General features: G+C 72.5%; 2 protein-coding genes. Both read left to right on the top strand.

Annotation, left to right across the window (positions count from 1 at the left end; all coding sequences use genetic code 11):
• Nucleotides 1–354: alanine racemase C-terminal domain-containing protein (locus OO014_RS19270; protein ID WP_272463947.1), on the top strand; the 354-nt coding region annotated here is incomplete at its 5' end.
• On the top strand, nucleotides 351–1,227 hold an 877-nt coding region (locus tag OO014_RS19265; RefSeq protein ID WP_272463946.1), incomplete at its 3' end, for a D-alanine--D-alanine ligase family protein. The genes OO014_RS19270 and OO014_RS19265, both read left to right, overlap by 4 nt.

The following is a 1,227-nucleotide window of genomic DNA, read 5'->3' as shown; positions in this document are numbered from 1 at the left end:
GACCACCTCCACCGGACGACTCGCAGGACCAACCTCGCGCTCGTCCCCCTCGGCTATGCAGACGGCATCCCCCGCGCCGCGACGGGCCGGGCCGAGGTCTGGGTCCGGGGCCGGCGCGCGCCTCTCATCGGCTGGGTCTCGATGGACCAGATCGTCATCGACGCAGGACCGCAGCGGGTGGCCGTCGGCGACGAGGTGGTCGTCTTCGGCAAGGGCGACCGGGGCGAGCCGACTGCGGCGGACTGGGCCAGGTGGGCCGGCACCAACGAGCACGAGATCTACACCGGCATCGGCGCTCGCGTCACCCGGCGCCACGTCAACCAGGCAGCAGCGATCGAGAGGGCATCAGCATGAGGGTCGGGGTCATCCACGGCGGCACGAGCACTGAGCACGAGGTGTCGCTGGCGAGCGGGGCAGGCGTCCTCGACGCCCTGGGCCGTCGCGGCCACGAGGCCGTCGCCATCCGCATCGACCGTGCCGGCGAGTGGCACACGACCCGTGGCGAGGGACGCGTCAACGCCCTCACAACCCTGCTGACCTGCGACGTCGTCGTCCCGGCCCTGCACGGGACGGGCGGGGAGGATGGCACGGTCCAGGGCCTGCTCGAGATGCTCGACCTGCCCTACGTCGGCAGCGGGGTCCGAGCGAGCGCCGTCTGTCTCGACAAGGCGCTGACCAAGGTGGTCGCCGAGCGCGCCGGCATCCCCATCGCGCCCGGCCTCCTCCTCGATCGCGCGAGGGTCAAGGCGGCCATCGCCCGGGCGGCAGAGCGCAGCGCCCTGCTCCGCGAGCTGTCAGGAGTGGGAGTCGAGCCCCCGCTCTTCGTCAAGCCGGTCCACGGCGGGTCGAGCATCGGGGTGACCCGTGTCACGGACAGCGCCGGCCTGCGCGACGCCCTCGTCGCCGCCGGCGACGACGCGGTGCTCGTCGAGGCCGAGATCGTCGGGCTCGAGGTCGACGTGCCCGTCCTCGAGCTGCCCGACGGCGAGCTGCGCGTCGGGCCGACCCTCCTGATCGACAGCGACCCTGACGAGCCGTTCTTCACCGAGGCAGCCAAGTACGCGAGTGGTGCCACGCACTTCACCGTCCCGGCTCCGCTGGGCGCGGCCCTGACCCGCAGGCTTGGCGTGCTCGCGATCAACGCCTTCCGCGCCCTCGGCTGCTCGGGCTTGGCCCGCGTCGACTTCTTCGTCACGGAAGGGGGTCCGGTGCTGAACGAGGTCAACA

Origin of the sequence: Intrasporangium calvum (genome assembly GCF_028446585.1) — a bacterium.
GTDB classification, from domain to species: Bacteria; Actinomycetota; Actinomycetes; order Actinomycetales; family Dermatophilaceae; genus Intrasporangium; species Intrasporangium calvum_A.
This window is presented reverse-complemented; position numbering and strand designations above follow the sequence as displayed.